Annotated in this window: 21 protein-coding genes and 1 other RNA gene; 4 read left to right on the forward strand and 18 right to left on the reverse strand. The window is 53.5% G+C overall.

The window, feature by feature from the left end:
* Positions 1–214: 214 nt before the first annotated feature.
* From ubiI to F3J29_RS18915, 4 genes are read right to left on the reverse strand one after another with little or no spacing between them, the layout of a single operon-like run.
* A complete protein-coding gene (gene ubiI, locus F3J29_RS18900; protein WP_166868421.1) occupies positions 215–1414 on the reverse strand; it encodes an FAD-dependent 2-octaprenylphenol hydroxylase in 1200 nt (399 codons plus the stop codon).
* A 12-nt stretch (positions 1415–1426) separates the two neighbouring features.
* Positions 1427–2605 carry a 2-octaprenyl-6-methoxyphenyl hydroxylase gene (ubiH, locus tag F3J29_RS18905; RefSeq protein WP_166868423.1) on the reverse strand — a complete coding sequence of 393 codons (1179 nt, stop codon included), beginning with the start codon at positions 2603–2605 and terminating at the stop codon, positions 1427–1429.
* Positions 2602–3918: a Xaa-Pro aminopeptidase gene (gene pepP / locus F3J29_RS18910; RefSeq protein WP_166868425.1), complete on the reverse strand. Its 1317-nt coding sequence runs from the start codon at positions 3916–3918 to the stop codon at positions 2602–2604. The genes ubiH and pepP overlap by 4 nt, the downstream gene beginning before the upstream one ends.
* Positions 3919–3941: 23 nt before the next feature.
* On the reverse strand, positions 3942–4520 hold the full coding sequence (locus F3J29_RS18915; protein ID WP_008461600.1) for a YecA/YgfB family protein: 579 nt from the start codon (positions 4518–4520) through the stop codon (positions 3942–3944).
* A 168-nt stretch (positions 4521–4688) separates the two neighbouring features.
* Between F3J29_RS18915 and zapA the strand changes: the two genes are divergently transcribed.
* The 3 genes from zapA to F3J29_RS18930 all read left to right on the forward strand — a co-directional run bounded on the left by zapA (position 4689) and on the right by F3J29_RS18930 (position 5860).
* Positions 4689–5018 carry a cell division protein ZapA gene (gene zapA, locus F3J29_RS18920; protein ID WP_008461599.1) on the forward strand — a complete coding sequence of 110 codons (330 nt, stop codon included), beginning with the start codon at positions 4689–4691 and terminating at the stop codon, positions 5016–5018.
* A 41-nt stretch (positions 5019–5059) separates the two neighbouring features.
* Positions 5060–5243: non-coding RNA, 6S RNA (gene ssrS / locus F3J29_RS18925), on the forward strand.
* A 20-nt stretch (positions 5244–5263) separates the two neighbouring features.
* Entirely contained in the window at positions 5264–5860 is a 597-nt protein-coding gene (locus tag F3J29_RS18930) for a 5-formyltetrahydrofolate cyclo-ligase (protein WP_166868427.1), read from the forward strand.
* Positions 5861–5898: 38 nt separating this feature from the next.
* On the opposite strand, the gene serA is transcribed toward F3J29_RS18930, so the two are convergent.
* Both serA and rpiA read right to left on the reverse strand, forming a co-directional pair.
* Positions 5899–7137, reverse strand: coding sequence for a phosphoglycerate dehydrogenase (gene serA, locus F3J29_RS18935; protein WP_166868429.1), 1239 nt, complete (start codon positions 7135–7137; stop codon positions 5899–5901).
* Positions 7138–7440: 303 nt separating this feature from the next.
* Positions 7441–8100, reverse strand: a complete 660-nt coding sequence (gene rpiA / locus F3J29_RS18940) for a ribose-5-phosphate isomerase RpiA (RefSeq protein ID WP_205246852.1) — start codon at positions 8098–8100, stop codon at positions 7441–7443.
* A gap of 188 nt (positions 8101–8288) precedes the next feature.
* On the opposite strand from rpiA, the gene argP reads away from it, so the two are divergent.
* Positions 8289–9188 carry a DNA-binding transcriptional regulator ArgP gene (gene argP / locus F3J29_RS18945; RefSeq protein ID WP_008461592.1) on the forward strand — a complete coding sequence of 300 codons (900 nt, stop codon included), beginning with the start codon at positions 8289–8291 and terminating at the stop codon, positions 9186–9188.
* A gap of 52 nt (positions 9189–9240) precedes the next feature.
* Here argP and F3J29_RS18950 read toward each other — a convergent pair whose 3' ends face one another.
* The 12 genes from F3J29_RS18950 to tkt form a co-directional block, all read right to left on the reverse strand.
* The gene (locus tag F3J29_RS18950; protein ID WP_166868433.1) at positions 9241–9978 is read right to left on the reverse strand and encodes an oxidative stress defense protein; all 738 of its coding nucleotides are present in this window, start codon (positions 9976–9978) and stop codon (positions 9241–9243) included.
* A gap of 110 nt (positions 9979–10088) precedes the next feature.
* Complete coding sequence (gene argO / locus F3J29_RS18955; RefSeq protein WP_166868435.1) at positions 10089–10724, reverse strand: arginine exporter ArgO; 636 nt, start codon at positions 10722–10724, stop codon at positions 10089–10091.
* 141 nt (positions 10725–10865) lie between these two features.
* Entirely contained in the window at positions 10866–11726 is an 861-nt protein-coding gene (locus F3J29_RS18960) for a small-conductance mechanosensitive channel MscS (protein WP_166868437.1), read from the reverse strand.
* 170 nt (positions 11727–11896) lie between these two features.
* Positions 11897–14191 (reverse strand): formate C-acetyltransferase, encoded by a 2295-nt coding sequence (gene pflB / locus F3J29_RS18965; protein WP_166868439.1) that lies wholly within the window; start codon positions 14189–14191, stop codon positions 11897–11899.
* Between the two features lie 29 nt (positions 14192–14220).
* Positions 14221–15429, reverse strand: coding sequence for a propionate kinase (tdcD, locus tag F3J29_RS18970; protein WP_166868441.1), 1209 nt, complete (start codon positions 15427–15429; stop codon positions 14221–14223).
* A 36-nt stretch (positions 15430–15465) separates the two neighbouring features.
* Positions 15466–16797, reverse strand: coding sequence for a threonine/serine transporter TdcC (gene tdcC / locus F3J29_RS18975; protein ID WP_166868443.1), 1332 nt, complete (start codon positions 16795–16797; stop codon positions 15466–15468).
* Between the two features lie 15 nt (positions 16798–16812).
* Positions 16813–17811, reverse strand: coding sequence for a bifunctional threonine ammonia-lyase/L-serine ammonia-lyase TdcB (tdcB, locus tag F3J29_RS18980; RefSeq protein ID WP_166868444.1), 999 nt, complete (start codon positions 17809–17811; stop codon positions 16813–16815).
* A 97-nt stretch (positions 17812–17908) separates the two neighbouring features.
* Entirely contained in the window at positions 17909–18847 is a 939-nt protein-coding gene (gene tdcA, locus F3J29_RS18985) for a transcriptional regulator TdcA (protein WP_166868446.1), read from the reverse strand.
* Between the two features lie 402 nt (positions 18848–19249).
* Positions 19250–20329 (reverse strand): class II fructose-bisphosphate aldolase, encoded by a 1080-nt coding sequence (gene fbaA, locus F3J29_RS18990; protein ID WP_085542353.1) that lies wholly within the window; start codon positions 20327–20329, stop codon positions 19250–19252.
* Between the two features lie 97 nt (positions 20330–20426).
* Positions 20427–21590, reverse strand: a complete 1164-nt coding sequence (gene pgk / locus F3J29_RS18995) for a phosphoglycerate kinase (RefSeq protein ID WP_008461573.1) — start codon at positions 21588–21590, stop codon at positions 20427–20429.
* Positions 21591–21611: 21 nt separating this feature from the next.
* Positions 21612–22658 (reverse strand): erythrose-4-phosphate dehydrogenase, encoded by a 1047-nt coding sequence (gene epd / locus F3J29_RS19000; protein ID WP_166868448.1) that lies wholly within the window; start codon positions 22656–22658, stop codon positions 21612–21614.
* A 327-nt stretch (positions 22659–22985) separates the two neighbouring features.
* On the reverse strand, positions 22986–24977 hold the full coding sequence (tkt, locus tag F3J29_RS19005; protein WP_166868450.1) for a transketolase: 1992 nt from the start codon (positions 24975–24977) through the stop codon (positions 22986–22988).
* Between the last annotated feature and the right edge of the window lie 6 nt (positions 24978–24983).

Below are 24983 nucleotides of genomic sequence, written 5' to 3' on the forward strand. Positions count from 1 at the left end.
TACGACCATTTCAGAAACAAATTAACTACATCGCAGAATTTGTAAGATTAGAAAATATAATCCGAGATTTGTCCTGAGATTAGAATATTTCAAACGAGGGCGAAGCATCCCTTCCCGGTCATCGGGAAGGGAAATGTGACGGGGTTATCACTATGGATTCCATCAGGTGGGTGAGTACTGCTCACACCTCTGTAGCTCGAAGTATGACGAGTATTTATTGCAGCCAGGATGGCAGATCTCGCAACCCCATCGCCTGACGAACCAGCTGAGGCTTAACCCCCGGCAGCGTATCGGCGAGCTTCAGGCCAATGTCTCTGAAAAGTTTTTTCGCCGGGTTGCTGCTGGCGAACAAATCGCGGAAGCCTTGCATACTGGCCAGCATCACCGCCGCGCTGTGCTTGCGGCTGCGCTCATAGCGACGCAGGTAGAGATGCTGCCCAAAATCTTTGCCTTCGCGATGCAGGCGGCGAATTTCCGCGATCAATTCCGCAGCATCCATAAAGCCGAGGTTGACGCCCTGCCCGGCCAGCGGATGAATGGTATGCGCGGCATCGCCCACCAGCGCCAGGCGATGACCGGCAAAGCTGCGGGCGTAGCGGCCCGTCAGCGGGAAGGTGCGGCGCTCGCTTTCAACAGAACACAGGCCGAGACGCATGTTAAACGCGACGGAAAGCGCCTGGTTAAACGCTTCATCGTCGGCCTGCTGCATACGCGCCGCTTCTTCCGGCGGTAGCGACCAGACAATCGAGCAAAGATGTGGGTCAGAAAGCGGCAGAAACGCCAGAATGCCTTCCCCGTGGAACACCTGACGCGCAACGGCCTGATGCGGCTCGGCGGTGCGAATCGTCGCTACCAGCGCATGGTGGTTATAGTCCCAGAACGTCAGCGGGATATCGGCTTTGTCCCGCAGCCAGGAGTTGGCGCCATCTGCGCCCACCACCAGTCTTGCGGTTAACATCGTGCCGTCCTTAAGGGTCAAGAACGCTTCGTTTTCACCCCAGGCAACCTGGTTAATGTCCACCGGAGCCATCAGGCTGATGTCGCTGCATTGCTCCGCACGCTGCCACAGCGCCTGGTGGATCACCGAGTTTTCGATGATGTGCCCCAGGTGGCTAAAACCGAAGCTCTTATCATCAAAGGCGATTTGCCCGAAGCTGTCTCGCTCCCAGACTTCCATCCCGTGATAGCTGCTGGCTCGCTCGCTGATTTTTGGCCACGCGCCCAAATGCGTCAGCAGCTTTTCGCTCGCCGCATTGATAGCCGAAACGCGCAGCTCCGGGGCAGCGTCAGGCCCCAGCGGCTGGGGAAGATGACTTTCAATGACCGCAACGCGCAGGCCGCTGCCCTGAAGCCCGCAGGCCACCGCCAGCCCCACCATACCGCCGCCGACAATCGCCACATCTACGCTTTGCAAATTGACTCTCCTTTAACGCGCCACCCAACCCAGGGTGCGCTGAGCCAGCACGTCTCGTGCCGGGGTGAAATGTTCCATCGCCATCAGGCCAAGGTTACGACCCGCCACCAGCGGTGCCCAACGATTAGCAAACAGCTGCACCAGCCCGTCAGTGACGCCGATGGTTGCTGCTTTATCTGCAGCACGACGCTGCTGATAAGCAGCCAGTACCGGGAAACTGCCGACATCTGTTCCCACAGCGTGCGCTTCTGCCAGCCCTTCAGCCAGCGACATAACGTCCCGCAGACCAAGATTGAACCCCTGCCCGGCTATCGGATGTAGCGTTTGCGCGGCATTGCCCACCAGCGCAAGACGATGGGATACGGTCTGCGAAGCCTGTTGTAACGCCAGCGGATAATGATGGCGAATGCCTGCATGGGTAATTCGCCCCAGCCGCCAGCCAAAAGCACGCTGCAGCTGCAGGCAAAACTCTGCTTCGCTCCAGCGCTCAACTTCCTCACGGGCGTCCAGCGCATGACACCAGACCAGTGAGCAGCGCCCGTCGGACATTGGCAACATGGCAATCGGCCCGTGCTCGGTAAAGCGCTCAAATGCCCGGCCATGATGGGGTTCAGAGGTGGTTACGTTGGCAATCACGGCGATCTGCTGGTAGCTCTGCGGCTGCCAGGTAATACCGCACTGCGCCGCCAGCTTAGAACGCGTACCATCTGCGGCAACCAGAACGCTGCCCTGCAGTTCAACGCCGTTATCCAGAACAACCTGCACGCTATGTTCGTGCCGGGTAAACGACGAAACGCGCTGCGGGCAGTGCAGCGTTACGCCCGGCGCTTTACGCAGCAGTCTAAAAAGACGCAGCCCAACGTCGTGCAGTTCCACAACCTGCCCAAGCGCGTCAATCTGGTAATCCTCAGCTTCAAGGGTGACGAAGCCGGCATGGCCTTTGTCGCTGACGTGCACGGTTTTAATTGCCGTGGCGCAGTCGGCAAGCGCAGACCATACGCCAATGCGGGCCAGCTGCTGCCGGGTGCCCTGGGCGAGCGCGATGGCTCTGGCATCAAAGCCCGGATGAGCGGCTGAGTCCGGGGCACTCGCTTCGATGAGATGCACCGGCAACTTACCCTGGGTGAGGGTTGAGATGGCTAACGCCAGCGTCGCCCCCGCCATCCCGCCGCCAACAATGATGACGCTCATGGCTGACGCGCCGCAGCCATCAACGCTTCGATATCGTCTGCCGACTTCACCACGCTGGCGGTCAGGTTCTCGTTGCCGTCTTTGGTGATCACAATATCGTCTTCAATGCGGATGCCAATGCCACGATACTGCGCAGGCACGTCCGCATCCGGGGCGATATAAAGCCCTGGCTCCACGGTGATGACCATGCCCGGCTCCAGCACGCGTGACCTGTCCTGCCCGTAAGCCCCCACGTCATGCACGTCCAGCCCCAGCCAGTGGCTCAGGCCATGCATGAAGAACGCGCGGTGAGCATTGTTGGCTATCAGATGATCAATATCGCCTTTCAGAATGCCGAGCCTCACCAGCCCCTTAACCATGATGCGCACCACTTCCGTCGTCACTTCCTGCATAGAAGTGCCCGGCCGGTAGAGTTTTAGCGAGGTTTCGAGCGATTCCAGCACGATGTCGTAAATTTCACGCTGTGCCGGGCTGAATTTGCCGTTAACCGGGAAGGTACGTGTGATATCGCCGGCGTAACTTTGGTATTCACATCCGGCGTCGATCAGCACCAAATCACCGTCGCGCAGTTCACTTTCGTTTTCAGTGTAATGCAGAATGCAGCCGTTCTCGCCGCCGCCAACAATGGTGGTGTAGGAAGGATAACGCGCGCCGTGGCGGGTAAATTCGTGATGAATTTCACCTTCAAGCTGATATTCAAACATTCCCGGGCGGCAGGCCTGCATGGCACGAGTATGCGCCAGCGCGGAGATCTCCCCGGCGCGACGCATAACGGCAATCTCTTCTTCGGATTTGAAGAGGCGGAGTTCGTGTACCGTTGGGCGCCAGTCGGTCAGTGTTGCAGGCGCAAACAGGTTTTGACGCGAACCGCGACGCAGCTTATCCAGCGCGGCAAAAACGATGCTATCCGCATATTCGTACTCGCCCTGAGCGTGGTAAACCACATCCAGGCCGTTTAACAGGAGATGTAATTGCTCACCAATTTCGCTGAAGGCCAGCGCGCGATCCACCCCTAACTTCTGCGGAGCCGCGTCCTGGCCAAGCCTGCGGCCAAACCAGATTTCTGCACTTTTGTCCCGCACGCGGTTGAACAATACGCTGTGATTGTGCGACTCATCGCTTTTAATGAGCACCAGCACGGCTTCCGGCTCGTTAAAGCCGGTGAAGTACCAAAAATCGCTGCTCTGCCGATAAGGGTATTCGCTATCTGCATTGCGGGTCGCTTCCGGGGCCGCGAAAATTAACGCAGCGCTGCCGGGCACCATTTTCGCCAGTAGCGCCTGGCGGCGGCGAAGAAATTCCTGCTGGGTCATCACATCTCCTGATTTTTTGATCGTTAGTGGAGCGTAGGTTTCCGTACCTCTGGCGCGGTCGGTGCCGCGTGAGTAAAGGTGTCGTGGCACAGCAGCGCGGCAACGCGCACATACTCAATGATCTCTTCGAGCGACATCTCCAGCTCTTCCTGGTCTTCGTCCTCGTCATAGCCTAGTTGGGCAATATTACGCAGATCGTCAATGGCTTCGCCGGTTTCACCGGTGACTTTGTCGAGCTTGCTCTGCATCACGCCGAGGCCCAGCAGGAAGTGGTTTACCCAGCCGGAAAGCGCATCGGCGCGATCGAAAACGGAGACATCATCCCCGTCCGGCAGGTAAAGCTGGAACAGGAAGCCTTCGTCTTCCAGCGCATCGCCAATGGCGCCGTGCATCTGGCGCAGCGGATCTGCGAGGTTCTGGCTAAAGGCCAGGCCTTCGTTGGTCAGGTCATGCAGCAGCGTTTGCCAGCTGGTGTCTTTGTTACCACCGCAAAGCATGCCGCTGATCAAGCCGTGCATTTCTGCAGGCGTCAGACCCACACCCTGTTGGTTCAAAAGTTGGCCGACTAAGTCGTAGTCCGGCATTGCGTTCTGTATTGACATGCGCATTCGTCATCGTTGGCAGGAATAGTGTGTGTTATGCTACCACCAGGACCCCCGCAGATACCAGAAAAGGGCTTGTATCTTGATATCGGGATAGCTATAGTGGCGCCCCTTCCGCTACCGGGGTCGGTGGCGTAAAGGCAGGCGAGTAAACAGCAGGAAGGTGGCATGTCTGCACAACCAGTCGATATTCAAATTTTCGGTCGTTCATTGCGCGTGAATTGTCCGCCTGAACAACAGGATGCGCTGAATCAGGCTGCGGAAGAGCTGAATCAGCGGTTGCAAGATTTAAAAGTTCGCACTAGAGTCACAAATACCGAGCAGCTGGTGTTCATCGCAGCACTTAATATTTGCTACGAACTGGCTCAGGAAAAGTCGAAAACCCGTGACTACGCCGCCAATATGGAAGAGCGTATTCGGATGCTGCAGCAGACCATCGAACAAGCATTGCTTGAGCAAGGTCGCATTGCAGACCGACAGGGTCCAAAGTTTGAATAACACTTCGCAGTTGACTATGGTAGAGTAACTTCGAAGACAAAATTTCTCTGAGATGTTTGCAAGCGGGCCAGTCCCCTGAGCCGATATTTCATACCACAAGAGTGTGGCGCTCCGCGGTTGGTGAGCATGCTCGGTCCGTCCGAGAAGCCTTAAAACCATGACGACACACTCACCTTGAACCAAGGGTTCAAGGGTTACAGCCTGCGGCGGCATCTCGGAGATTCCCTCTTTACTACCCGGCCATCATGACGCATATCCCGTTAACTTCAACGCTTCGTCAGGACATTCGCCAAACGATACGGCAACGACGCCGGTCGCTCACTCCCGCTGAACAACAAACCTTTGCCCTACAGGCTGCTGAACGCATGCTGGCGTTTGAGCCGGTTGTACGTGCTCAGACCGTGGCGCTGTTTCTCTCGTTTGACGGCGAGCTTAACACCACGCCGCTGATTGAGGCTTTATGGCGGGCGGGCAAAAACGTTTATCTCCCGGTGCTTCATCCTTTTAGCCCCGGCAACCTACTGTTTTTACGCTACACGCCGCAAAGTAACCTGGTCACCAATCGCCTAAAAATTCTTGAGCCTAAGCTGGATGTTCGCGACGTACTGCCGTTGAATGAGCTGGATGTGTTGGTGACGCCGCTGGTTGCCTTCGATGAAACAGGCCAGCGTCTGGGAATGGGCGGCGGGTTTTACGACAGGACGCTGCAGCACTGGCAGCAGCACGGCCTTTACCCGGTGGGTCTGGCGCATGATTGCCAGCGGGTTGAGACATTGCCGGTAGAACAGTGGGATATTCCTTTGCCTGCCGTGGTGACGCCATCGCGCCTTTGGCAGTGGTGATGCCTCTTCCCCCTTCGAGGAAGAGGCGACTCTTCAAATCAGTAAAGCAGGCGGGCACGGATGGTGCCCGGAATCGCTTTCATTGACTTCAGCGCTTTCTCAGCAATATCTTCCGGCGCATCAATATCAATCACTACGTAACCCATGTGCGGCGTGGTCTGCAGGAACTGAGCGGCAATGTTGACGCCCTGATCGGCAAAGATCTGGTTCAGCGCGGTCAGGATCCCTGGACGGTTCTCATGAATATGCAGCAGGCGGCTGGTAGTTCCCCCGTGCAGCGGCAGAGAAACTTCCGGGAAGTTAACCGCAGACAGCGTAGAGCCATTATCCGAGTATTTCGCCAGTTTGCCCGCCACTTCCAGGCCGATGTTTTCCTGTGCTTCCTGAGTCGAACCGCCGATGTGCGGAGTCAGGATCACGTTATCGAACTCGCACAGCGGGGAGTTGAACGGATCGCTATTGGTGGCAGGTTCGGTCGGGAAGACGTCGATAGCCGCTCCAGACAGATGCTTGCTGGAAAGCGCACCGCACAGAGCAGGAATATCTACTACCGTACCGCGAGAGGCGTTGATCAGCAGCGAACCCGGCTTCATCAGCGCCAGTTCGTTCGCGCCAATCATGTTTTTGGTGGAGGCGTTTTCCGGCACGTGCAGGCTCACCACATCGCTCATATTCAGCAGGTCGGAGAGATGCTGAACCTGAGTGGCATTGCCCAGTGGCAGCTTGTTTTCGATGTCGTAGAAGTAGACGTGCATCCCCAGAGATTCAGCCAGGATCCCCAGCTGGGTACCGATGTGGCCGTAGCCAATGATGCCCAGCTTTTTACCACGGGCCTCAAAAGAGCCTACCGCCAGCTTGTTCCACACGCCACGGTGCGCTTTGGCGTTAGCTTCAGGAATACCGCGCAGCAGCAGCAGCAATTCTCCAATCACCAGTTCGGCAACGGAACGGGTGTTCGAGAACGGGGCGTTAAACACAGGGATACCGCGCTTCGCCGCCGCTTCCAGGTCAACCTGGTTGGTGCCAATGCAAAAACAGCCCACGGCCACTAATTTTTCAGCCGCGGCAAAGATCTCTTCGGTCAAATGGGTGCGGGAACGCAGGCCAATGAAGTGAGCATCACGGATCGACTCTTTGAGCGCTTCGGAATCCAGCGCGCCTTTATGGAATTCAATGTTGGTGTATCCCGCTGCGCGAAGGCTGTCTACCGCCTTCTGGTGCACGCCTTCCACAAGCAGGAATTTAATTCTGTCTTTATCCAGTGATACTTTTGCCATTTCCCGACCCTATTTTCAGTGCTGTTGTGTTCGTTTTTAGGCAATGATGCGCCACCGCCTATAAGTTACCCTTCTGTCAAAATATCAAAATCTACGTTTGGGGCAATATGAACGATTGCGTCGCCGTATCGTCTGGCGGGAATAAGGCGGCGAGAGTCAGAATAAAATGCTGAGCGGGAGAGCGAACCAGGTATGAATCACAGTACTGTTACCAAAATGTGATATATGTCACCAAATATGCGGTTAAAATAATTTGTCATTTTTTATACGGTTTTTTGGGGCGCAGGACGCGCCCCAGTCAGATCATTTCATGATGGTTTTTACACCGTCAGCGGTGCCGATCAGCGCCACATCCGCGCCACGGTTCGCAAACAGGCCCACGGTGACGATGCCAGGAATACCGTTAATGGTGTTTTCCAGCTTGATAGGCTCCATGATGCTCAGGCCATGTACATCCAGAATGATGTTACCGTTGTCCGTGACCACGCCCTGACGATACTCCGGGCGCCCGCCCAGCTTCACCAGCTCACGCGCTACGGCGCTGCGCGCCATCGGGATCACTTCCACCGGCAGCGGGAAGTTACCGAGAATATCAACCTGCTTGGAGGCGTCCGCGATGCAAACAAACTTGTCGGCAACGGAGGCGATGATTTTCTCGCGAGTCAGCGCTGCGCCACCGCCTTTAATCATCTGCATCTGGTGGTTGATCTCATCTGCGCCATCAACGTAAACGCCTAATGAGTCCACTTCATTGAGATCGAACACATGGATACCAAGGCTTTTCAGTTTCGCGGTGGAAGCATCGGAGCTGGAAACAGCACCTTCAATCTGGTGTTTGATGGTGCCCAAAGCATCAATAAAATGCGCGGCGGTTGAGCCCGTACCCACGCCCACAATGGTGCCTGGCTGCACGTACTGGAGTGCTGCCCATCCGACTGCTTTTTTCAGTTCATCCTGCGTCATAATTTTATGCCTGTGATGTGGAAACTGACGCGCATTATAGAGCATGCGTCGGAAAAATGTCCCCGGCTTTGCCGCAATGCCGCCCTCATCACGTTCGAACGCCGTGTCAGTTTGCTGATTTGGTCTGAATCAGCGGCAAATTTATGTCATAGTGACTGCACGACGAAATCAGGAGCAGATGAACAACAATGAAACGCCCGGACTACAGAACGCTGCAGGCGCTGGATGCGGTAATTCGTGAACGAGGATTTGAGCGTGCGGCGCAGAAGCTGTGCATTACTCAGTCGGCGGTGTCACAACGTATTAAGCAACTGGAAACGATGTTCGGCCAGCCATTGTTGGTGCGTACCGTGCCGCCCCGCCCTACCGAGCAGGGCCAAAAGCTGCTGGCGCTTTTACGTCAGGTGGAACTGCTGGAAGAAGAGTGGCTGGGCGATGAACAAACGGGCTCCACGCCGCTGCTGCTTTCGCTGGCAGTTAACGCCGACAGTCTGGCCACCTGGCTGCTCCCGGCCCTGGCGCCGGTTCTGGCCGACTCCCCCATTCGCCTGAATCTTCAGGTGGAAGATGAAACCCGCACTCAGGAACGCCTGCGTCGCGGGGAAGTGGTTGGGGCGGTGTCCATCCAACCTCAGCCGCTGCCGAGCTGCCTGGTCGATCGCCTGGGCGCGCTGGACTACCTGTTTGTAGGGTCGAAAGATTTTGCCGAGCGTTATTTCCCTAACGGCGTCACGCGCTCTGCGCTGCTTAAAGCCCCTGCAGTGGCCTTTGACCATCTCGATGATATGCATCAGGCTTTTTTACAGCAGAACTTTGACCTGTCTCCCGGCAGCGTGCCGTGCCATATCGTTAACTCTTCGGAGGCCTTTGTGCAGCTGGCGCGCCAGGGCACAACGTGCTGTATGATCCCGCACCTGCAAATTGAGCGCGAGTTAAATAGCGGAGAATTAATCGACCTGACACCGGGTCTGCTGCAGCGCCGCATGCTCTACTGGCACCGCTTTGCGCCGGAAAGCCGCATGATGCGCAATGTGACGGATGCTTTACTGGAATACGGGCACAAGGTTTTGAGGCAGGATACGGAATAACGCGTTGATTAACCCCCGCCTGAATGGCGAGGGTTAAGGTGAAGATCACATCTTATTGAGCAGGTGCCGCCGGGGTTTGCGCGCCCTGTAGTTCAAACACCACATCGACCTGATCGTCAAACTGAATAGTCTGCTGATCGTAGGTATCCTGAGCGGAAGCCGGTGCTGCCGCGTCCGCTTTCATCATGCGAACCATCGGCGCGGGCTGGTAGTTAGAAACGTGGTAACGCACGCTGTAAACCGGGCCCAGCTTGCTGTTAAAGCCTTCGGCCAGCAGCTTCGCCTGGCGGGTTGCGTCATTAATCGCCTCTTTACGAGCTTTGTCTTTATACTCTTCCGGATGTGCAACGCCGAGCGACACGGAACGAATTTCGTTCAGGCCAGACTTCAGCGCCCCATCCAGCAGCTCGTTCATTTTATCCAGCTGACGCAGGGTGACTTCCACCTCGCGTACCGCACGATAGCCTTTCAGCTGAGTTTTACCGTCTTTCAGATAGTCATATTCAGGCTGAGTGCGCAGGTTAGCGGCATTGATGTCCTTCTTCTCTACGCCATTTTTCTGCAGGAAGGTCAGGTATTGCGCCACGCGATCGTCGGCCTGTTTTTTGGCAGAAGCGGCATCCTTAGCGGACACGTTGACTTCGATAGCGAGCGTGGCGATATCAGGTACGGCATCGACGCTGGCTGTCCCGGAGGTGACCACGTGAGGCCCGTTTGGCAACTCACCTGCCTGCACAGAAACAGAACCTAATCCCATTAACGCGGCTAATGCTAAAATTTTAAACTTCACTGTAACTCCTCCGTGCTACGTTCCACTGTGATTACGCCGATCAACAAACTCCCGGCGTCTGCCAGAAAGCTTAGCCTGTAATGGTAACTTGTCTATCAGATTATGGCGAATTAGCCCACCAGGGCCGCGATATGCTGCACGCCATCCCGGGCAAGTTGAGCGGCAATAAACCACATCACAATCCCCACCACGCCGTTGATAATGCGCTGTGCTTTGGCGGTACGCAGACGAGGAGCCAGCCAGGCGGCAAGAATAGCCAGACCGTAAAACCAAAGAATGGAGGCGCTAATAGTTCCCAGTGCAAACCAGCGTTTTGCTTCGTCCGCAAGCTGGCCGCCCAGGCTACCAAGTACCACAAAGGTGTCGAGATAGACGTGCGGGTTGAGCCAGGTCACTGCCAGCATGGTGACCACGATTTTCCAGCGCCCCTGCTTTAACACTTCGGCCGAGGCGAGTGCCAGGTTACTGCTCATAGCAGTGCGCAGCGCGCCCCAGCCATACCACAGCAGAAATGCAACGCCGCCCCAGGTGACCAGCGCCAGCAGCCAGGGAGACTGCATCAGAATGGCGCTGCCCCCAAAAATCCCGCCGCAAATCAGAATGATATCGCTCAGCGCGCACAGGGAAGCAATCATCAAATGGTACTGGCGACGAATACCCTGGTTCATCACGAAGGCATTTTGCGGCCCCAGCGGCAGAATTAACGCCGCTCCCAATGCAATACCCTGAAAATAATAAGATAACACGCGGCACACCCTTTAAATGTGAATCATTGAGCGTGAGTGTAATGCGCGAAAATTATTAGAGGAAATTGATATTTTTAATCGCTTATAAGAATGGCTAATTATTACAGGTAAAAATAAGGCCAGCGAAAGCTGGCCCCGAGGTTATGCGTTTTCAGAGTCTTTAATCTGGCGAACGTGAACGTCCATTTGCGGATAAGGAATGCCAATGCCGTTCGCATCGAGGGCTTTCTTAATGCGCTCCAGCACGTCCCAGTAGACGTTTTGCAGGTCACCGCTTTTGCTCCAGGCCCGTACCACAAAGTTAACGGACGAAGGGCCAAGCTCGTTAAGGCGCACGGTAATATCGCGGTCTTTCAGCACACGCTCGTCGCTGGTAATGATATCAGTCAGGATCTGCTTAACTTGATCGATGTCCGCATCGTAGGCCACGCCGATGATGAATTCGTTGCGGCGGGCAGGTTCCCGAGAGAAGTTAATGATATTGCCGGCGATGATTTTCCCGTTAGGCACAACCACGATTTTGCCATCCACGGTACGCAGCGTAGTGGAGAAGATTTGCACGTTCAGCACGGTACCCGCAATGCCACCGAGATCGACATACTCTCCGGTACGGAACGGGCGGAAAGTGACGAGCAACACGCCTGCGGCCAGGTTAGAAAGAGAGCCTTGCAGCGCCAGACCAACGGCCAGACCGGCGGCACCCAGCACGGCAATCACCGAAGCGGTCTGCACCCCGACACGGCTCAGGGCCGCAATTAGCGTGAAGGCAATAATCCCGTAGCGCACCAGCGCGGAAAGAAAGTCGGCGACGGTGCTGTCGATGCTGCGAGCCAGCATCAGGCGGTTAACGGCCCCTGAGACCAGACGGGCAACGATCATCCCGGCGATCAAAATGGCCACGGCGGCGACGATGTTTACCGCATAGCTCAGAAGAAGCTCCTGATTGCGAACCAGCCAGCCTCCCGCATTATGAATACTGTCTACTACGTTGAGATCTTCCATTTACAGTTCCTTGTCTGAAAAGTTTCTCCGCCCGGTAAGGCAGTTCAAACCGTAAAGGGTAAACAAAAACGCATGAATGTGCCAAGCAGGTCACAAAATTGATCTCAAATTGAGTATTAATGCAGCAAAAAAGGGAAAAACCCGGACGAATGTCCGGGCTAAAAGTGGGCTTACAACGTTTGCGTAAAGGTCCGGGAAATAACATCCTGCTGCTGTTCACGAGTGAGTGCATTGAACCGCACCGCATAGCCAGAAACACGAATGGTCAGCGTCGGGTAATTTTCTGGATGCGCGATAGCATCCATCAGCATTTCGCGGTTCAACACGTTGACGTTCAGATGCTGCCCGCCTTCCGTTTTCATATCGTGATGGAAGTAGCCATCAAGCAATCCGACCAGGTTCAGGCGGCGAACGGAATCATCTTTCCCCAGCGCAGCAGGCACGATGGAAAACGTGTAAGAGATACCGTCTTTTGCATAGCTGAACGGCAGCTTAGCCACGGAGGTTAACGAGGCAACAGCCCCTTTAGTATCCCGCCCGTGCATCGGATTCGCACCGGGTGCAAACGGCGTTCCTCCCCTGCGGCCATCCGGCGTATTTCCCGTTTTTTGCCCGTAAACCACATTCGACGTAATGGTCAAAATAGACTGCGTCGGCACGGCATTACGATAGGTTGGCAGCGCCTGGATTTTCTTCATAAAACGTTCAACCAGATCGCAGGCGATAGCATCCACGCGATCGTCGTTATTGCCGTATTGCGGATAGTCGCCCTCAATCACGAAATCCACCGCCAGCCCGGTATGGTCGCGCACCGGCTTAACCACGGCATGTTTGATGGCTGAAAGTGAATCCACCGCCACCGAAAGCCCGGCAATGCCGCAGGCCATCGTCCGGTAAACATCCCGGTCATGCAGCGCCATCAGCGAAGCTTCGTAGCTGTATTTATCGTGCATGTAGTGGATCAGGTTCAGGGCCGTCACGTACTGCACCGCCAGCCAATCCATAAAGCTGTCGAGGCTGGCCATCACTTTGTCGTAGTCCAGCACGTCGTCGAGCAACATTGGCGTTTTCGGCCCAACCTGGATCTTGAGCTTTTCATCCATTCCCCCGTTGATGCAGTACAGCAGCGTTTTTGCCAGGTTGGCGCGAGCGCCAAAGAACTGCATCTGCTTGCCAATCACCATCGGGCTAACGCAGCAGGCAATCGCATAGTCATCGCTGGCGAAATCGCTGCGCATGAGGTCATCGTTTTCATACTGCAATGACGAGGTTTCAATCGACACCCGGGCGGCATAAACCTTGAACGCTTTCGGCAATGTCTCAGACCAAAGGATGGTCAAATTCGGTTCCGGCGCAGGCCCCATGGTGTATAGCGTATTCAAATATCGGAAGGTGCTTTTGGTCACCAGCGTACGGCCATCCAGCCCTGTCCCACCCAGAACTTCCGTCGCCCAAATCGGATCCCCGGAGAACAGAGAATCAAACTCCGGCGTGCGCAGGAAGCGCACCATACGGATTTTCATAATAAAGTGGTCAATAAGCTCCTGCGCCTGTTGCTCACTGAGCAGGCCAGAGCGAATATCGCGCTCGATATAAACATCAATAAAGGTTGCAGTGCGCCCCAGCGACATCGCCCCGCCGTTTTGCGACTTTACCGCCGCCAGATACGCGAAATAAAGCCATTGTATCGCTTCCTGCGCGGTGCTCGCCGGCCTGGAAATATCGAAACCGTAGCCCGCGGCCATGTCCTGAATTTGCAGCAGCGCGTGGCGATGCTCCGCCAGTTCTTCACGCAGGCGAATCGTTGCTTCAAGATCTTCGCCACGTTCAAGCTTCTGCTGCAGGTCGGCAAACTGCAGCTCGCGTTCGCGGACCAGGTAAGCAATGCCGTACAGCGCAACACGGCGGTAATCGCCGATGATTCGGCCACGCCCGTAACCATCCGGCAAGCCCGTGAGTACCCCGGACTTGCGGCAACGCAGAATATCCGGCGAATAAACGTCGAACACGCCCTGATTATGGGTTTTCCGCAGCTCGGTAAACTGATACTCAAACTCAGGATCCATTTTGCGGCCATAGGCTTCAAATGAACTTTTGATCATATTGATGCCGCCAAAAGGATGCAGGGCGCGCTTTAGCGGCTGGTCCGTCTGAAGGCCAACAATTTTCTCATGCTGCTGAATAATGTAACCAGGGGCATGGGCGGTAATGGAAGTGGCCACGTTAGTGTCAAAATCGACCGGGGCGTGAGTGGCATTTTCAACGCGAATCCCCTCCATCACCTTTTCCCAGAGCGCCGTTGTCTCAGATGTTGCGCTCGCCAGAAACGCATCATCGCCCTCATACGGCGTGTAGTTTTGCTGGATAAAATCCCGAACATTAATCTCATGCTGCCAGCATTCCCCACGGAACTGCTGCCAGGCCTGAGCATAATTCTCATGGGAAATATCAATATCCATTTTCATTCATTCAATCCTCTGTACCGCAAATAAAATTAAGCGAATTCTGCAAGCCGGGATGCCTTGCCCAATTCTCGGGCATCAAGAGCAATCATTTTTTCTTCGTTGGTCGGAATAACCGCACACAGTACTGCAGAGTTATGGGTTGAAATAACACGCTCGCCGTCAGAATTAGGCCGCATATTTTTTTCTTCATTCAGTTCGAAACCGAACACCCGTAAACGTTGAATAACCAAACGACGAATAAGCGCGGAGTTTTCACCAATGCCACCGGTAAAAATTAGCCCATCAAAATGGGGCAGTGCAGTTGCGTGCCCGCCGATAGTTTTAGCAATACGATGCACAAACGTATTGATAGCCAACTCAGCACGAGTGTCCCCCTGCTGCCAGGCTTTTTCCAACGTTCTTAAGTCAGAAGATATACCTGAAAGCCCCAGCAGCCCTGACTCGGTATTTGCTACCTGCTCAAGATCGTCCAGCGACTGTCCTGTCTGCCTGGCCAGCCACACCATCGCTCCAAAGTCGACATCACCACAGCGTGTCCCCATGATCAAACCTTCCAGCGGCGTCATCCCCATAGAGGTGTCAACACTTTGCCCCTCAACAACCGCGCACACCGAAGCGCCGTTACCCAAATGCGCAATCACCAGCCCCGATGAACGTCCTTTCAATTCAGGTAGCTCGCTTGCCTGCATTGAAACATAGCGGTGAGAGGTTCCGTGGAATCCATACCGTCTGACGCCGTGCTCTTTAAAATAGCGGTATGGCAGGCCGTAGAGATAGGCTTCAGGGTTCATCGTCTGGTGAAAGCTGGTATCAAACACGGCAACCTGCGGCACACCGGGGAAACGTTGTCTGGCCGACGCTACCCCGCTGAGGTTGGCATAGTTGTGCAGCGGCGCGAGAGGAGAGATCGCGCGGATTTGCTCCACAACGTCGTCCGTGAGCAATACCGACTCGCCAAAAACAGCTCCGCCGTGCGCAATGCGGTGGCCTATATAGGCCACGCTTTCGGTCAAATTACGTCTTTCAAGCTGGAGGGCGATTGCCGCCAGCGCATCCTCATAATCAGAATGCGCCAGCTTCAGCGGCTCACCGCTATTAACGATAAGCATTGCGGCTTCGGTATTAATGCCCTCGCAAATACCTGTTAAAAGTGGCTCCATGGTTAATTCATCCAGCACGGAAAATTTAACCGAAGATGAACCGCAATTTATGGTTAATATTACCGGATATTCATTCATATTAACGTTCACTCATCCTGAGCCAATGACAAATAATTAAAAGATTTTGTATACGATATTAAGAATCGTCAGTAAGCCGATCACGGTAACAAAGATATTTTCAGTTCTGCCTTTATATTTGCTCAGCGCAGGAACCTTACGAATCGCGTACATCGGCAGCAGGCAAAGCAGCGAGGCAATAATCGGGGCGCCCATCGCTTCAATCAGGTCAAGAATATTTGGGTTGGCATAGGCTACAACCCAGGTTGACCCCATGATAAACACCATGCTGATCAGATTAAGTTTGCCCTCGGAAACCTTCGTTTTGTCACTCTTATAGCCAAACTTCAGGACCAGGCCATTCAACCCTTCCAGCGTGCCCAGATAGTGGCCGAAGAAGGATTTGAAAATGGCGACGAGGGCAATAATCGACGCGCCATATTCCAGCACCGTGGCAAAAGTCGACTTAGAGCCTGCCAGTGAAGAGAAGTGGTTAGCGAGATAGGAGAGCACCGGGATGTTCTGCGCTTTTGCTTCGGCCATATTCTGTGGCGACAGCGTGAAAAGGCAACTGAACGCGAAGAACATCACCACGCCAACCATCAACATGCTGGCACGTGAGATGATTTTTGAGCACTTATCCTCGGTATAGGCTTTACCGAAGTCCGCTTCGTACTCTTCGCGCTTCGACACCACAAAGGAAGAGACTATCGGTGAGAAGTTGAAGGAGAACACCATGATGGATATCCCGAGCCACACCGTCACCAGAATGCCATCGTGGCCGGTCAGCGCGATTTCACTCATGTTCACCTGCTCAATAACCGCTGAATTCCAGTACGGGATGAGCGACAGGGAAATAATGACCAGGCTTGCGATAAACGGGAACACAAGCCAGCTCATCACCTTCACCATGAGATCCTTGCCAAAGAAGATGACGAAGGCCATCAGCATCAGCAGGAAAAGCGCCACTAGCCCGCGATTTAAGGGCATCAGCTGGAGCTGATTTTCCCAGAAGGTCATGAAGGTGTTAGTAATGGTGACGCCGTAAATCCACAACAGCGGGCAAATCGCGAAGAAGTAAAGGAAAGTGATAACAACGCCACCCGTTTTACCAAAATGCTCCTCGACAACTTCGGTGATATTACCCGAAGGGTTGCTGCCGGAAAGACACAGCCGCGCCAGCGCACGGTGGCAAAGGAAGGCTATCGGATAGGCCAGAACAAGCATGATAAGTATTGGGATAAGCCCGCCGTAGCCCGCGCGAATCGGGAAAAACAGGACCCCAGCACCAATAGCAGTACCAAACAGACCTAAAGTCCAGGTGGTATCGGACTTACGCCACAGGGAGGACTCTTTTTGACCAACAAGGGTTGTTTCTGCATTACTCATAATGAAGATCCTTATTTAGACCAGGCAGGCTTCCGCTGCGCCAGTAATTTCAGAGACACGAGACAAATCGATATTTCCGCCAGAAATAATACTCACTGTCTTCCGGCCCTTAATATAATGATCAAGCTTTCCGCTCAATAAAGCGGCACAGGCAAGTGCCCCTGCACCTTCAGTGACAACTTTGTTTCTTTGAATCAGTGCGACCATGCTATTTCTAATTTCTTCTTCACTGACCAAAATAATATCGGTGACTAATTTTTTAACGATTTCGAAGGTTAACTTTCCTGGGCGAGCGACGTCACAACCGTCAGCCAACGTACCGCCCGCTCGATATGCGGTAATTTCGCCAGTACGGAAAGAGGAAGCCATGCCGTGGACGTTTTCTGCCTGCACGCCAATAATATTAATTGTTGGATTAATGGATTTAATGGCAACCGCAATGCCTGCAATCAGGCCGCCGCCGCCAATAGGCACAATCACGTTATCGACGTCGTAAAGATCTTCAAGAATTTCCAGGCCAATAGTCCCCTGCCCGGCAATGACTTTTTCATCATCGTAAGGTGGGATAAAGATACGCCCCTCCGTCTCAACAATTTCGCTGACCTTAGCGATGGTTTCGTTAAAATTATCGCCGTGGATAATCACTTGAGCTGAATAGTCGGTCGTGGCGGCGACTTTGGACTTAGGTGCACCTTTAGGCATCACCACTTTGCCGTTAATACCGAGCAGTGCGCACGACAGCGAAACCCCCTGTGCATGATTGCCTGCAGAACAGGCGACTACGCCCCGGGATCTTTCTTCTTCATTCAGCGAGCTGAGCTTATTAAACGCGCCGCGCATTTTAAACGAGCCGGTTCGCTGCATGTTTTCAAATTTTAAATAAATGTCCCCTTTACAGCATTCACTAAGATAATTAGATCTCGGCATTCCTGTTTTATACACAAAACCAGAAATTCTTTTTTTAGCGTCCAGGACATCGTTAATGGTAACTGGCAGTTCATTATCTATATGCATGTTAAGCTCCGTATCAAAGCAATAAGTGGCATTAGTAGCGGATAATAAAAATCCGCTATTTTTATTTAATGAGTAATAAGAAGTGATTATGCTAAAGCTAAGCCACCACCGTTAATTTGTTAAATTGACATTTATGACGTAATGAGTGAATTTTGGCTAACTCCACCAATGAAGCCGCTGATTTTTTTATACGGCAATTTTTTGACCATACCGCTGCATAGCGTGCAACAGGCAATTCATCCGTTAAGGGAATCTGAATAAATTCCTGAGAGCCAAAGGGGGCGATCATTTCTCGGGGAATAATCGTCAGAAAACCGGCGGTCAATACCATGTTATAAATGGTGACGACAGAGTCGGTTTTGATGATTTTATCGCTGGAGATATGGTTGTGTTGCAGGATGGTCAGAAGTTCACTGTAGTAGCCCATTTCGGTTTGAGGCAACACCCACTGCTCATGGCTTAATGAGCGGAGCGTCGTCACGCCTCCGCGCGTTCGTGTTCGACTGGCCACCAGAATAAATTCTGACTCAAACAGTGGTTCGATGTGCAAGTCCTGGAGCAGCATCTCATCGCTCAGCGTACCGATAGCAAAATCCAGCCTGCCATCACGTATCGCCGGTAAGAAGGAGCAAAGCTGGGCTTCAAACATTGAAACTTCAGCCTGTGGGTAGCACTCTTTAAAGGCTTTCATCATGCCAGGCAGGAAGGTAAAACCGATGAGCGAGGGATAACCGAATGAAACATCTACCGCTTCGCTTCCGACCAGGCTGTTCATTTCGTTGCACATGTTGCGCATTTCGCGGGTAATCGACTCGGCGTAACCGAGCAGTACTTTACCTGCAACCGTAAGCTGAACGCCGGTATTTTTGCGAATGATAAGCTCCAGACCAAACAAGGCTTCCATATCGCTGATAATTTTACTTACCGCAGGCTGAGTCAAACTTAGCTGCTTTGCAGCAGAGCCAAATGAACCACTCCTTACCACCTCCTGAAATACAACCAGGTGCTGTGTTTTAGGTAATGTCGTATTATCCATAAAGCGCCATGCCTAGTAAGTTATCAATGGCGGCGATCTTACGTATTCTCCCTGCTATGTTATGTGCGGCGACTCACAAGAGCTCAACCTGCATTAGCACAACAAACAACCATATAAATATAAAGCCATAAATAACAACGAGTTACTTTTTTATAATTCGCCATTTCCATGATTAAGGTCAACCAAAACATCCCGAATAAAATAAATTTATGGAGATAATAAATTCATATAACCGCCAATCAACGCTTATTTAAGAGTACAAATGTATAATTATTGACGTTAATTTACTCAGAATAAGATGCATAAAACAAAGAATTAAAAATGACTGCAAATATTACGATTTTATTTGAATATAAAAAAACCCGCCGAAGCGGGTTTTATCGAAGCAAGTACTAGCTCAAATTACAGAACGTCTACTGCGTTCAGCTCTTTGAATGCCTGCTCCAGGCGAACGATCATAGAGGTCTGAGCTGCACGCAGCCAGACACGTGGATCGTAGTATTTTTTGTTCGGCTGGTCAGCGCCTTTCGGGTTACCCAGCTGACCCTGCAGGTAAGCTTCGTTTTCTTTGTAGTACTGCAGGATGCCGTCCCAGGTTGCCCACTGGGTATCGGTATCGATGTTCATTTTGATAACGCCGTAGCTTACGGAGTCTTTGATTTCCTGAGCAGAAGAACCGGAACCGCCGTGGAAGACGAAGTTCAGGCTGTTGTGCGGCAGGTTGTGTTTCTTAGAAACATATTCCTGAGAATCGCGCAGGATGGTTGGAGTCAGAACCACGTTACCTGGCTTGTACACGCCGTGCACGTTACCGAAGGAAGCTGCGATAGTGAAACGTGGGCTGATTTTGCTCAGTTCGGTGTAAGCGTAATCAACATCTTCTGGCTGAGTGTACAGAGCAGAAGCGTCCATGTGGCTGTTGTCCACGCCGTCTTCTTCACCGCCGGTGCAGCCCAGTTCGATTTCCAGGGTCATGCCCAGTTTGGACATGCGCGCCAGGTATTTGGAGCTGATTTCGATGTTTTCTTCCAGAGACTCTTCGGACAGGTCAATCATGTGGGAAGAAAACAGTGGTTTACCGGTAGCGGCGAAGTGTTTTTCACCCGCGTCCAGCAGGCCGTCGATCCACGGCAGCAGTTTCTTGGCACAGTGGTCAGTGTGCAGGATAACCGGCACGCCGTAGTGCTCAGCCATCTGGTGTACGTGGTGCGCGCCAGAGATTGCACCCAGGATAGCAGCACCCTGTGGAACATCAGTTTTCACGCCTTTACCAGCGATGAAAGCAGCACCGCCGTTAGAGAACTGAACGATAACCGGGGATTTTACTTTCGCAGCGGTTTCCAGAACGGCGTTAATAGAGTCGGTACCGACGCAGTTAACGGCTGGCAGAGCAAAATTGTTCTCTTTTGCTACCTGGAAGATTTTCTGTACGTCGTCGCCAGTTACAACACCTGGTTTTACGAAATCAAAAATTTTAGACATGTTGATGTGTCCTGTAGGCCTTGGAAAAATCGAATCACCGTCCTGAATCTTGCCGGGCGGCAATAAATCAACGGGCAGGTTACCCTGCCCGTAGGAATTACTTCTTAGCGCGCTCTTCGAGCATCGCTACAGCTGGCAGTACTTTGCCTTCCACGAATTCGAGGAATGCGCCGCCGCCGGTAGAGATGTAGGAAATTTTGTCTGCGATACCGAACAGGTCGATAGCCGCCAGAGTGTCGCCGCCGCCTGCAATGGAGAAGGCTTCGCTGTCTGCGATAGCACGAGCAACGATCTCAGTCCCTTTACGGAAGTTAGGGAATTCGAATACGCCAACTGGGCCGTTCCACAGAATGGTTTTCGCGTTTTTCAGGATCACGGCCAGTTTCTCAGCGGAAACGTCGCCCATGTCCAGAATCTGCTCTTCGTCTTTGATGTCGTTCACAGACTTCAGGGTTGCGGTCGCAGTTTCGGAGAACTCAGTGGCAACACGCACGTCGGTTGGCACTGGAATATCGCAACGGGTCAGCAAATCTTTTGCGGTATCAACCAGGTCTGCTTCGTACAGTGATTTACCTACGTTGTGGCCCTGGGCTGCAACGAAGGTGTTCGCGATACCGCCGCCAACGATCAGCTGGTCAGCGATTTTGGACAGGGAATCCAGCACGGTCAGTTTGGTAGAAACTTTAGAGCCACCAACGATAGCCACCATTGGGCGAGCTGGCTCTTTCAGAGCTTTGCCGAGTGCTTCCAGTTCGTCTGCAAGCAGCGGGCCTGCACAGGCAACGTCAGCAAATTTAGCGATGCCGTGAGTAGAAGCCTGCGCACGGTGAGCGGTACCGAAAGCGTCCATCACAAACACATCGCACAGTGCAGCGTATTTTTTGGACAGCGCTTCGTCGTCTTTTTTCTCGCCTTTGTTGAAGCGAACGTTTTCCAGCACAACCAGTTCACCCGCGGCAACTTCTACGCCGTCCAGGTAATCTTTTACCAGACGAACCGGGTTAGACAGTTTGTCTTTCAGGTAGTTAACTACTGGCAGCAGAGAGAATTCTTCGTTGTACTCGCCTTCGGTCGGACGACCCAGGTGAGAAGTCACCATAACTTTAGCGCCCTGTTTCAGAGCCAGTTCAATGGTTGGCAGAGAAGCACGGATACGTGCATCGCTGGTGACTTTCCCGTCTTTAACCGGCACGTTCAGATCGGCACGGATGAATACGCGTTTGCCCGCCAGATCCAGATCGGTCATCTTAATTACAGACATGGTGAATCCTCTCGTTGATTCTTAAAGTTTTGCAGACGCAACGTGCGCCTTACCTGAAATCCATTGAGCCATAACCAACGTGGTGTCGAGCATCCTGTTGGCAAAGCCCCATTCGTTATCACACCAGACTAGAGTTTTAATCAGATGTTGCCCACTGACCCGCGTTTGCGTGCCGTCGACGATTGCACTGTGCGGATCGTGGTTAAAATCAGTAGAGACCAACGGTAATTCCGTATAGTCAACTATACCATGAAATGCTTCCTGTGCCGCTTTTTGCAGCAAGTGGTTGACTTCACATGCATTTACTGAATTTCTGACCGTCACACTCAAATCAATAGCCGTCACGTTTATCGTGGGAACGCGTACCGCGATCGCCTCAAAACGGTCATTAAATTGTGGGAAAATACGCGTGATACCGGCCGCAAGACGCGTATCCACCGGAATGATCGACTGACTCGCCGCGCGGGTGCGTCGCAAATCAGGGTGGTAAGCGTCAATAACCTGCTGATCGTGCATGGCCGAGTGGATAGTGGTGACCGTCCCGGACTCAATGCCAAACGCTTCATCCAGCAGTTTAATGATTGGAATAATACAGTTTGTGGTGCAGGAGGCATTGGAGACGATACGGTGACTGTCTTCGACCTGTTCATGGTTCACGCCGTAAACGACGGTCGCATCGAGGTCGTTACCGCCGGGGTGCGAGAACAAGACTTTCTTCGCCCCTGCCGCAAGGTGGGCTTCACCGTCAGCGCGGGAGCCGAACACGCCGGTACAGTCCAGCACGATATCAACGCCCAGCTCACGCCACGGGAGCGCTTCAATAGTCGGTTCGTGCAGCAGGCGAATGCTGTCATCGCCTACAAACAGGACTTCACGCTCCTGGCGCACATCCCAGGCAAAGCGGCCGTGGCTGGTATCGTACTTCAACAGATGCGCGATACCCGCAGCGTCTGCCAGTTCGTTGATTGCTACCACGGTAATTTCCGCACGGCGACCAGATTCGTACAAAGCACGTACCACGTTGCGCCCAATGCGACCGAAGCCATTAATAGCGATGCGTACGGTCATATCTCTCCTGCCAGAATCCCTGGGATTAAGTGGCTGACAGAGTAATCCAGCAACCGCCTGAGGGGAATCCTCGCACTCATGAAACTGCACTTGTTTGCTTAATTGTCGAACATTTATTCGACTGAAACGCTTCAGCTATGTTAAGCGAAAGCGGGAATAAAAGGAACGATACCCCAACATGCTCCGCTCAACTTCTGACGTACATCACAGTTTTGGTGGAATAACTGCAACTGAGCGCCGCAGTGGTGGAATAAAGAACAGGGCATAAGTGGAATAATCGGCATAAAAAAGGGCCGCCGAAGCGACCCTCATATTTAGCGAGACGGATTACAGAATCGCTTTAGCCTGTTTCACCACGTTTTCCACGGTGAAGCCAAACTCTTCGAACAGCAGTTCCGCTGGCGCAGACTCACCGAAGGTGGTCATGCCAACGATAGCGCCATTCAGGCCGACGTATTTGTACCAGTAGTCAGCGATGCCAGCTTCGATAGCCACGCGGGCAGAAACGGCTTTCGGCAGCACGGATTCACGGTAAGCTGCATCCTGCTTGTCGAACGCATCGGTAGACGGCATGGAAACCACGCGCGCTTTCACGCCTTCGGCAGTCAGTTTGTCCCATGCAGCAACCGCCAGCTCAACTTCAGAACCGGTAGCGATGAAGATAAGCTCAGGCTGACCTGCGCAGTCTTTCAGCACGTAGCCACCGCGAGCGATGTCTTTCAGCTGCTGCTCGGTACGATCCTGCTGAGCCAGGTTCTGACGGGAAAGAATCAGCGCGGTCGGGCCATCATGACGCTCAACGCCATATTTCCACGCCACCGCGGACTCAACCTGGTCACATGGGCGCCATGTGCTCATGTTCGGGGTTACGCGCAGGGAAGCAACCTGCTCAACCGGCTGGTGAGTCGGGCCATCTTCGCCCAGGCCGATGGAGTCGTGGGTGTAAACCATCACCTGACGCTGTTTCATCAGCGCAGCCATACGCACCGCGTTACGGGCATATTCTACGAACATCAGGAAGGTAGAGGTGTACGGCAGGAAGCCGCCGTGCAGGGAGATCCCGTTGGCGATAGCGGTCATACCGAATTCGCGCACGCCGTAGTGGATGTAGTTCCCGGCGGTATCTTCGTTAATCGCTTTAGAACCGGACCAGATAGTCAGGTTAGAAGGCGCCAGGTCAGCGGAGCCGCCCAGGAATTCCGGCAGCAGCGGGCCGAACGCTTCGATAGCATTCTGGGACGCTTTACGGCTGGCGATCTTGGATGGATTCGCCTGCAGCTTAGCGATGAACTCGTTCGCTTTCGCGTCGAAGTCAGAAGGCATGTCGCCTTTCACGCGGCGAGTAAACTCAGCGGCTTCCTGAGGGAAGGCTTTCGTGTAAGCAGCAAACTTCTCGTTCCATGCGGCTTCTTTAGCCTGACCTGCTTCTTTTGCATCCCACTGCGCGTAGATGTCAGAAGGGATTTCGAACGGTGCGTGGTTCCAGCCCAGCGCTTCGCGGGTCAGTGCGATTTCTGCATCACCCAGCGGTGCGCCGTGAGAGTCGTGGGTACCGGCTTTGTTCGGGGAACCAAAACCAATGATGGTTTTGCACATCAGCAGGGATGGTTTGTCGGTTACCGCACGCGCTTCTTCTACCGCACGTTTGATAGCCGCTGCATCGTGGCCGTCTACGCCGCGCACTACGTGCCAGCCGTAGGCTTCAAAGCGTTTCGCGGTATCGTCGGTGAACCAGCCTTCAACGTGACCGTCGATGGAGATGCCGTTGTCGTCATAGAACGCAACCAGTTTACCCAGCTTCAGGGTACCGGCCAGAGAGCAAACCTCGTGAGAGATGCCTTCCATCATGCAGCCGTCACCCATAAATGCATAGGTGAAGTGGTCCACGATGTCGTGACCTGGACGGTTGAACTGCGCCGCCAGCGTTTTCTCTGCGATAGCCATACCGACCGCGTTCGCAATACCCTGACCCAGTGGGCCCGTCGTGGTTTCAACACCGGCGGTGTAGCCCACTTCCGGGTGGCCCGGAGTCTGGGAGTGCAGCTGACGGAAGTTTTTCAGCTGTTCAATCGGCAGATCATAACCGCTGAGGTGCAGCAGGCTGTAAATCAGCATAGAACCGTGGCCGTTGGACAGCACGAAGCGGTCGCGATCGGCCCAGGATGGGTTCTGCGGGTTATGGTTCAGGAAATCACGCCACAGGACTTCGGCAATGTCGGCCATACCCATAGGGGCACCCGGGTGACCGGATTTGGCTTTTTGTACTGCGTCCATGCTGAGCGCACGAATAGCATTGGCAAGCTCTTTACGAGAGGACATTTTGAC

This window comes from Enterobacter sp. Cy-643 (assembly GCF_011752815.1).
Lineage (GTDB): Bacteria > Pseudomonadota > Gammaproteobacteria > Enterobacterales > Enterobacteriaceae > Cedecea.